9 protein-coding genes are annotated in these 9,002 nt (G+C 74.6%); 3 read left to right on the top strand and 6 right to left on the bottom strand.

Annotated elements, in window-relative coordinates; all coding sequences use genetic code 11:
- The coding region (gene kdd, locus GFJ45_RS13565; protein WP_456093926.1) for an L-erythro-3,5-diaminohexanoate dehydrogenase at nt 1-728 on the bottom strand (728 nt) is incomplete at its 3' end.
- A gap of 83 nt (nt 729-811) precedes the next feature.
- On the opposite strand from kdd, the gene GFJ45_RS13570 reads away from it, so the two are divergent.
- Nucleotides 812-2,314, top strand: a complete 1,503-nt coding sequence (locus GFJ45_RS13570; RefSeq protein WP_153398103.1) for a KamA family radical SAM protein — start codon at nt 812-814, stop codon at nt 2,312-2,314.
- 12 nt (nt 2,315-2,326) lie between these two features.
- On the opposite strand, the gene GFJ45_RS13575 is transcribed toward GFJ45_RS13570, so the two are convergent.
- Complete coding sequence (locus GFJ45_RS13575; protein ID WP_153398105.1) at nt 2,327-2,707, bottom strand: VOC family protein; 381 nt, start codon at nt 2,705-2,707, stop codon at nt 2,327-2,329.
- Nucleotides 2,708-2,767: 60 nt separating this feature from the next.
- Between GFJ45_RS13575 and ybaK the strand changes: the two genes are divergently transcribed.
- A complete protein-coding gene (gene ybaK / locus GFJ45_RS13580; protein ID WP_153398107.1) occupies nt 2,768-3,259 on the top strand; it encodes a Cys-tRNA(Pro) deacylase in 492 nt (163 codons plus the stop codon).
- A 27-nt stretch (nt 3,260-3,286) separates the two neighbouring features.
- Here ybaK and GFJ45_RS13585 read toward each other — a convergent pair whose 3' ends face one another.
- Both GFJ45_RS13585 and GFJ45_RS13590 read right to left on the bottom strand, forming a co-directional pair.
- Nucleotides 3,287-3,940, bottom strand: coding sequence for a VOC family protein (locus GFJ45_RS13585; protein ID WP_153398109.1), 654 nt, complete (start codon nt 3,938-3,940; stop codon nt 3,287-3,289).
- Between the two features lie 69 nt (nt 3,941-4,009).
- Complete coding sequence (locus GFJ45_RS13590; RefSeq protein ID WP_153398112.1) at nt 4,010-4,456, bottom strand: Lrp/AsnC family transcriptional regulator; 447 nt, start codon at nt 4,454-4,456, stop codon at nt 4,010-4,012.
- Between the two features lie 19 nt (nt 4,457-4,475).
- On the opposite strand from GFJ45_RS13590, the gene GFJ45_RS13595 reads away from it, so the two are divergent.
- Nucleotides 4,476-5,414, top strand: a complete 939-nt coding sequence (locus GFJ45_RS13595; protein ID WP_153398114.1) for a 5'-3' exonuclease — start codon at nt 4,476-4,478, stop codon at nt 5,412-5,414.
- 10 nt (nt 5,415-5,424) lie between these two features.
- Here the strand turns inward: GFJ45_RS13595 and GFJ45_RS13600 are convergent, their stop codons facing one another.
- Together GFJ45_RS13600 and GFJ45_RS13605 are read right to left on the bottom strand one after the other, a co-directional pair.
- A complete protein-coding gene (locus tag GFJ45_RS13600) occupies nt 5,425-8,259 on the bottom strand; it encodes a DEAD/DEAH box helicase (RefSeq protein ID WP_153398116.1) in 2,835 nt (944 codons plus the stop codon).
- Between the two features lie 9 nt (nt 8,260-8,268).
- A partial coding sequence (locus tag GFJ45_RS13605) for a diacylglycerol/lipid kinase family protein (protein ID WP_153398118.1) occupies nt 8,269-9,002 on the bottom strand: 734 nt, incomplete at its 5' end.

Raw genomic sequence — 9,002 nt, forward strand, 5'->3', positions numbered from 1 at the left:
CGAGCCGCCTGCTCGGTGGGCACCACCGCCAGCCGCCGGCCGGCTCCGGCGCGGGCGGCCGCGGCCAGCGCCAGCGACCCGGACTTGCCGGCGCCGCCGAGGACCAGCACGGTCGGTGCCCCGCTCTCCCCCGCCGCCTCGTGGCGGCCGACGTGCTCGCGCACCACCCGGTCCACCAGTGCGGGGGCGCCGCAGACGTCCATGACCATCAGGGCCAGCTCGGGATCGAGGTCCTCCGGCAGCCGGGCGGCGATAGAACGGCCGAAGAGGATGGCGTGGCCCTGGGCCGGGACCCGCTCCCCCAGCCCGTCCCACCGCGCCAGGCCGTCGGTGATCCGCAGCGGGGTCAGCGACAGCGACACCAGCGTCGCGACCCGGTCCCCCACCGCCAGCCCCAGCGGGCTGTCCGGGCCCACCTCGGTGACGGTGCCGATCAGCATGCCGCCGGAGCCGGTGACCGGGTTCTGCAGCTTGCCGCGCTCGGCCACGATGGCGAGCACCGCCTCCCGCACCGCGTCCCCGTCAGTGCCACCGCCGGGGAGCCGGTGGGTGTCGGCGAGCTGGCGGTAGGAGGCCGCGTCCAGGTTGAGCACCTCCACGTCGATCCGGACCTCGTCCGCCCCCACCTCCGGGGAGTCGTCCAGCCGGCGCGCGGCCTGCGGCAGGGTCAGCCCCGCCCCGGTCGGCTCCAGGACGCGGTGCGTGCCGATCGGCGACGTCGCCGTCATACTTCCTCCCAAATGGCTCCGGGGCGAAACATCTTATCGTCGGTAGTGGCTTTGGCCGGACGACATACGTAGCATGCCAGGGTATGAGCACCACGACCGAGCACGCGGGGCGCCCGGTATCGCAGGCCCGGCCCGCCGAGCAGCCCTACGTCTACCAGCAGCAGGCCCTCGTGGAGCCGGACTGGCGCCGCTACCCCGGATGGGCCGACGTGACCGAGGAGCAGTGGCGCGACGTGCAGTGGCAGCGCGCCCACTGCGTCAAGAACGCCGCCCAGCTGCGGCAGGTGATGGGTGACCTGCTCACCGACGCCTTCTACGCCGACCTGGAGCGCGACCAGGCCGAGCGGGCCACGATGTCGATGCTGCTGCCGCCGCAGATGCTCAACACGATGGTGCCCGACCGGTCGTGGCCCTCCGCCGCCCAGCAGGCGCCCGCGGCCGGCGAGGAGTTCACCGCGGCGTTCTACGCCGACCCGGTGCGCCGCTACATGCTGCCGGTGTTCAGCGACCGGCGCACCGACTGGCCGTCCCACCCGTACGCGACGCGGGACTCGCTGCACGAGCACGACATGTGGGTGGCCGAGGGGCTGACCCACCGCTACCCGACCAAGGTGCTGGCCGAGCTGCTGCCCACCTGCCCGCAGTACTGCGGCCACTGCACCCGGATGGACCTGGTCGGCAACTCCACCCCGCAGGTGACCAAGCTGAAGATGGCCGGCCGGCCCACCGACCGGCACGAGGCGATCCTGGACTACCTGCGCCGCACCCCGACCGTCCGGGACGTGGTGGTCTCCGGCGGTGACGTCGCCAACATGCCGTGGAAGAACCTGGAGTCCTTCCTGGACCGGCTGCTGCAGATCGACACCATCCGCGACGTCCGGTTGGCCAGCAAGGCGCTGATGGGCCTCCCGCAGCACTGGCTGGTGCCCGAGACCCTCGACGGCGTGCACCGGGTGGCGAGCACGGCCCGCGAGCGTGGCGTCGGCCTGGCGCTGCACACCCACGTCAACGCCGCCCAGTCGGTCACCCCGCTGGTCGCCGAGGCCTCGCGGGCGCTGCTGTCGGCCGGGCTGCGCGACGTGCGCAACCAGGGCGTGCTGATGCGTGGGGTCAACGACTCCGCCGAGGCGCTGCTGGACCTGTGCTTCGCGATGGCCGACGAGGCCTCCATCACGCCGTACTACTTCTACATGTGCGACATGATCCCGTTCGCCGAGCACTGGCGGGTCTCGCTGGAGCACGCCCAGCACCTGCAGCACTCGATCATGGGCTACCTGCCCGGGTTCGCCACCCCGCGCATCGTGTGCGACGTGCCGTTCGTCGGCAAGCGGTGGGTGCACCAGGTGGACCACTACGACACCGAGCGCGGCATCTCCTACTGGCGCAAGAACTACCGCACTTCCATCGAGACCGAGGACGTGGACGTCGCCAGCACCGAGTACGTCTACTACGACCCGATCGACACCCTCCTCGAGGCCGGTCAGGCGTGGTGGCGCGCCCACGGCAGCCCCGAGCGCACTCACCAGGAGGCCACTGCTGCGGCGCAGGTCAGCCACGCCGCGTCGGTGAGCCAACGCGACGGCTGAGCAGCCGGTCGGTCAGTCCCCGGGCGGTGCCTGGTGGAACACCGCCTCGACGTTGTTGCCGTCCGGGTCGCGCACGAAGGCCCCGAAGTAGCCCGGGTGGTACTCGGGCCACAGCCGTGGCTCGTGCAGCGACTCGGCGCCCAGCGCCACCGCGGCCTGGTGGAAGGCGCGCACCTGCGCCACGGACTCGGCCACGAAGGCGCAGTGCACCTCCCGCTGCGGCGTCGTGCCGTCCCACCGGCTGATCCAGAAGGCCGGGTGCTCGGGCGTGCCGTACCCGATGGCGACCTCGACGTCCAGCTGCCGGGTGTAGCCCAGGGTGCCCAGCACCGTGTCGTAGAACTCCGCGCTCGCGCTCAGGTCGGCGCAGTTGATGCCGAAGTGGTCGATCATGCCGGTGACGCTAGACCCGGCCACCGACACCCGCGCCCACCCGGCCGTAGGCTCACCGTCGTGGGCAGGAAGAGGCAGCGCGCCGGCGGGACGCCGGCCACGGTGGCCCTGCACGAGGCCGGGGTCGCCTTCACCCTCCGCGAGTACGAGCACGACCCGCGGGCGGAGTCCTACGGACTGGAGGCGGCCGAGGCGCTGGGCGTGGAGCCGGCCCGGGTGCTGAAGACGCTGCTGGTGGAGACCGACCAGGGGCTCGCGGTCGGCATCGTCCCGGTCGACCGGCAGCTGGACCTCAAGGCCCTCGCGGCGGTACTGGGTGCGAAGCGGGCGACGCTGGCCGACCCGGCCGTGGCGCAGCGGGCCACCGGCTACGTGGTGGGCGGGATCAGCCCGGTCGGCCAGCGCCGGAGCCACCCGACCGTCGTGGACTCCTCGGCGGCGGCCTTCGGCACCGTGCTCGTCTCCGGCGGCCGGCGCGGCCTGGACCTGGAGCTGTCCCCGGCCGCCCTGGTCGCGGTGACCGGGGCCCGGTACGCCGACATCGCCCGCTGACCGCCGCGCCGCCGGCGTCGGCCGTCGTCAGCGGCCGGCGGCGGTGCAGACGCAGGCCCGGTTGCCCTCGGGGTCGGCCACCACGACGAACGCGGGCGCCTGGGCGTCGTCGACGACGCTCCCCCCGGCGGCCACCGCGGCGTCGATCCGGGACGCGGCGACGTCGTGCGGCACCCACACGTCCAGGTGGAACCGCTGCCGCGGCGTCGGGTGCTCGTCGGTCTGCTGGAACCACAGCAGCGGGACCCGGTGCTGTGGGTCGACGACGTCCCCGCCGTTGGCGTGGTCGGGGGACCCCGTCAGCAGTGCCGACCAGAACGGCCCCAGCGCGGCGACGTCGGCGGTGTCGAGCGCGAGCTCGACCGCTGCCAGCACGGACGGGTCCGCCGGGGTCTCGTGCTCGGCGGCGATGGCGCTGATCCGGCTCGCCAGGGTGGTGTCGCGCTCGGTGACCCGTCCGACGTCGTGGCTGAGCAGGGAGATGTCGACGTGCGGGTAGCGCAGCGTCACGTCCGGGTGGTGGTTGGCCTCCTCGGCCGCCTCCGAGACCGCCTGCACGAACCGGGCGCCCCGCGCGAAGTCGCCGGTGAGGAACCTGGCGTGCAGCGCCTGGGCGAGCATCCGCCAGTCCGGCAGCCCGGCCTCGGGAGCCGGGGCACTGCTGCTGTCAGTGGTGTCCATCACGCCACCGTCCCACGCCCGCCACCGGCGGGGAAGATCGCTGCGACCGCTGCGACCGCTGTGACCCGGTCAGCCCGGCACCGAGGCGGTCCGGCCCTCCCAGGGGGTGGACAGCACCACCGTGGTGTTGGTCGAGCAGGAGCCGGCCTCCCGGATCTCGGCGATGAGGGCCTCCAGGTCCTGCGGGGTGGGGACCCGCACCAGCAACACGTAGTTCTCGTCGCCGGCGACCGACCAGCAGGAGACGATCTGCGGGATGTGCGCCAGCCGCTGCGGGATGTCGTCCTCGGCGGCCGGGTCGAACGGCACCACCGAGATGAGCGCGGTCAGCGGCAGTCCGACCGCGGCGTAGTCGACCTCCGCCCGGTAGCCGGTGATCAGGCCCCGCTCCTCCAGCCGCTTGACGCGCTGGTGCACGGCAGAGGTGGACAGCCCCACCCGGCGGCCGAGGTCGGCGAAGCTCATCCGGCCGTCCTCGGTGAGCAGGGCCACGATCTGCCGGTCCAGGGTCTCCATGACCGTAGGCTAGCGAGCCATGACCGGTGACCAGCGACGGCTGCTCCTCCTCGACACCGCCTCCCTCTACTTCCGGGCCTTCTTCGGCGTGAAGGACCTGCGCCCCGCCGAGGACGGGACGCCCACCAACGCCGTCCGCGGCCTGCTGGACATGGTCGCCACCCTGGTGACCCGGTTCCGGCCAGACGCGGTAGCGGCGTGCTGGGACGAGAGCTGGCGGCCTGCCTTCCGGACCGCGGCGATCCCCAGCTACAAGGCGCACCGGCTGGTGGAGGGGACCGAGGACGTCGAGCAGACCCCGCCGGAGCTGGACCCGCAGGTGCCCCTGATCCGCACCCTGCTCGGCGCGCTGGGCGTCCCCGTCGTGGGGGCCGCCGGCTACGAGGCCGACGACGTCATCGCCACCCTGGCGACCCGGCACCGGGGCCGCGGGCCGGTGGCGGTGGTGACCGGTGACCGGGACCTGTTCCAGCTGGTCGATGACGAGGCCGGTGTCGTGGTGGTGTACACCGCCCGGGCCGGCGTGCGTGACGCCGAGCTGATCACCCAGCAGGAGCTGGCGACGCGGTACGGGGTCCCGACCGGAGCGGCCTACGCGGACATGGCGGTGCTGCGCGGTGACACCAGCGACGGCCTGCCCGGGGTGAAGGGCATCGGCGACAAGTCCGCCGCCCAGCTGATCCGCCAGTTCGGCTCCCTCGACGGCGTGCTGACCGCCCTGCGCGCGGGCGACCCGAGCATCAAGGGGGCGCGCCGAGCCAACCTGGAGTCGGCGAGCGACTACCTGGCCGCCGCCCCGGCGGTGGTCCGCACGGCCACCGACGTGCCGGTCCCGGACGTGCCGCTGGACCTGCCGCGCGAGCTCGCCGACCCGGAGACGGTGCTGGAGATGACGCAGGCCTACGGGCTGGCCAACCCGGTGGGGCGGGTGATGGCCGCGCTCGGCCTGGAGCGCTGACCGCCTGCCGTCAGTCGAGCCGGTCGGCCGCGACGACCCCCCGCAGCACCCCGTCGGCGGCGCGGCGGGCGGTGCGGGACACCTGCCGGTCCCCGGCCGCGGCAACCTGGCCGAGCAGGTCGACGACCTGCTTGCAACGCCGCACGAAGTCACCGGCGGCGAGCTCGCCCTCGACCAGGACCTCGTCCAGGCCCCGCCCCGCGGCCCACTGGTGCACCATCCACGCGATGCCGGCATCCGGCTCGCCGCTCTCGGGCAGCCCGTGCTCGCTCTCCAGCTGCCGCAGCTCCTCCCACACCGCCAGCATCTCCTGCCAGGCCTCGGGGAAGTCGGCGCCCGGTAGCCGCGGCCGCGTGGTGTCCTCCCGCCCGCGCGGCTCGTGGACCAGGGCCGACACCGCCGCGGCCAGCCCCGGCGCGTCCAGCCGCTGCCACGTCCCTCGCCGCAGGCACTCGGCCACGATCAGGTCCTTCTCGGTGTAGATCCGGCGCAGCCGCTGCCCGTCCTCGGTCACCTCGTCCTCCTCCGGGGACAGGTAGCCGCGCTCGGCCAGCAGCCGGCAGATCCGCTCGAAGGTGCGGGCGACCGTGTTGGTCCGGCTGCTGACCCGTCGCTGCAGGTCGTCGGTGCGTCGCCGCAGCTGCCACCACCGCTCGGCCCACCGTGCGTGCTCCTCCCGGTCGGGGCAGTCGTGGCAGGGGTGCTCCCGGACCCGGCGCTGCAGCGACTCCACCTCTGCTCGCTCCCGGGCCGGCGCGGCCGAGCCCGCCGCCTCCCCGTCCCTGGCCGGCTCGTCGCTGGTCGCGCCGGCCCGCTCCAGAGCCAGGGCGGGGTCCGGGACCTGCGTACGCAGCCGGGCGGCGAGGTCCTTGCGGGCGCGGGTCTGCCGGGGATGGAACTGCTTGGGGACCTGGACGCGCGCGATCGCGGTCAGCGGCTCGCCGAGCTCGCCGGGGGCCAACCGGCGCACCCGGCCGTCGGTGCCGACCACCTGCACCTCCTCGGTCCGGCCGGTCTCGGCCACCACCACCGCGGTCCCCCGCCGCCGGCCCCGCCCCACGTGCACGACGTCACCGCGCCGCAGCTGCTCCAGGCTGTGGCTGATCTCGGACCGCCGGGAGACGGCGCGGCGGCGGGCGGCCTGCCGCTCGGTGTCGGCGATCCGCCGGCGCAGCGCGGCGTACTCGCGGAAGTCCCCCCGCTCGCAGGCCATCGCCTCGGCGTAGCCAGCCAGCGCCTCCTCGTTGCGCCGCACCTCGGCGGCCAGGCCGACGACCGCCCGGTCCGCCTGGAACTGGGCGAACGAGGCCTGCAGCAGCTCCTGGGCGCGTGCCCGGCCGAACTGGGCAACCAGGTTGACCGCCATGTTGTAGGTGGGCCGGAAGCTCGAGCGCAGCGGGTAGGTCCGGGTCGAGGCCAGTCCCGCCACCTCGTGCGGATCGATGCCCCGCCGGTACAGGACCACCGCGTGTCCCTCGACGTCGATCCCGCGGCGGCCGGCCCGGCCCGTCAGCTGGGTGTACTCGGCCGGCGTCACCGGGGCGTGCTCCTCGCCGTTGAACTTGACGAGCTTCTCCAGCACCACCGTCCGCGCCGGCATGTTGATCCCCAGCGCGAGGGTCTCGGTGGCGAACACGGCCCGGATGCGGCCGGCGGTGAACAGCTCCTCGACGATCTCCCGGAAGAGCGGCAGCATGCCGGCGTGGTGGGCGGCGAAGCCCCGGGAGATGCCCTCGACGAAGTCCCGGTAGCCCAGCACCGCCAGGTCGGCGTCGGCGACGTCGGCGACCCGCTCGCGCACCAGCGCCCGCAGCCGCCGGCCCTCCTCGTCCTCGACCAGCCGGGTGCCCCACGCCAGCAGCTGCCCCACGGCCGCGTCGCAGCCGGCACGGCTGAAGATGAAGGTGATGGCCGGCAGCAGCGCCTCCCGGTCCAACCGGTCGATCACCTCGGCCCGGCTTGCGGTCCCGCCTGGCAGCGACCCCGGGCGCCCCGGCAGCGCCCGCCCGCGGTCCGGGGTGCGCCCGCGGGGCCGTCCCCGCCTGCCCCGCGGACCGCCACTGTCGTCGCGGCGCCAGCCGCTGGCCCGCTCGAAGGCGCCGACGCGCTCCAGCAGCTCGGGGTTGACGCGGGTGGTGCCCTCCTGGTCGGCCCGGCCCCCGGGAGCGGTCCGGAACAGGTCGAACAGGTCGCGCCCGACCATCATGTGCTGCCACAGCGGCACCGGTCGGTGCTCGGAGACGATGACGTCGGTGTTGCCCCGGACGGTGCGCAGCCACTCCCCGAACTCCTCGGCGTTGCTCACGGTGGCCGACAGCGACACCACCTGCACCGAGGCCGGCAGGTGGATGATGACCTCCTCCCAGACCGCCCCGCGGAACCGGTCGGCCAGGTAGTGCACCTCGTCCATCACCACGAACCCGAGCCCGTCGAGCGTGGTGGAGCCGGAGTACATCATGTTGCGCAGCACCTCGGTGGTCATCACCACCACCGGCGCCTCCCCGTTCACCGAGGAGTCCCCGGTGAGCAGCCCCACCTTGTCGGCCCCGTGCCGGGCCACCAGATCGTGGTACTTCTGGTTCGACAGTGCCTTGATCGGCGTGGTGTAGAAGGCCTTGCGGCCGGTCTCCAGGGCCAGCGCCACCGCGAACTCCCCCACGACCGTCTTCCCTGCCCCGGTGGGCGCGGCGACGAGCACGCCGCGGTCCTCGGCGACGGCCTCCACGGCCCGCCGCTGGAAGTCGTCGAGCGGGAAGTCCAGCCCGGCGGCGAACCGGCCCACCGGGCCCTGCTCGGCCCGGGCCCGACGCCGGGCAGCGGCGTACCGTTCCGCGGGGGTGGACATACCCGCAGGTTACGGCACCAGCACCTGCAGCGCGGCCGGCCGGACGGCCAGCCGCAGCGGCAGCCGGCCCAGCGGGTCCCCGTCGGCGTGAGCCAGAATCTCGGCCGGCCCGGCCACCCCGACGGTCGCGGCTCGGTGCACGGAGACGGCCGGGTGACCGGTGTGCCGGCCGCGGAACACGCCGGCCAGCAGCCCCAGTGCCTGCCCGGGCCGGACCGGCCCGATCACGACCACGTCGAGCAGCCCGTCGGCCGGGTCGGCATCCGGCGCGATCCGCATGCCGCCGCCGTAGACCGGCAGGTTGCACACCGCCACCACGAGCGCGTCCAGCTCGCGGACGCTCCCGTCCAGGTCCAGCCGGTAGCGGCGCGGCCGCAGCCGGGGGACCTCCGGCAGCGTCGCGACCGCGTAGACGGCCGGGCCGAGCCAGCGTGGCAGCCCCGCCGAGCGCTCGGCGATCCGGGCGTCCACGCCGGCCGGCACCGAGGCCACGACCACGTCCTGACCGGGGACGTCGGTCGCGATCAGGTCGATGCGCCGGCGGCGTCCGGCCAGCACCACCCCGAGCGCGTCCGCGGTGCGCAGCGGGACGTCCAGGGAGCGGGCGGTGTCGTTGCCGGTCCCGCTCGGCACCATGCCCAGCGCGGTGCCGGTCCCGGAGCAGGCCTGCGCGGCCAGCCGGACGGCGCCGTCGCCGCCGACCACCACCAGCACGTCCGCGCCGCCGGCGACCGCCGCGCGGC

Source organism: Ornithinicoccus halotolerans, from assembly GCF_009602535.1.
GTDB classification, from domain to species: Bacteria; Actinomycetota; Actinomycetes; order Actinomycetales; family Dermatophilaceae; genus Ornithinicoccus; species Ornithinicoccus halotolerans.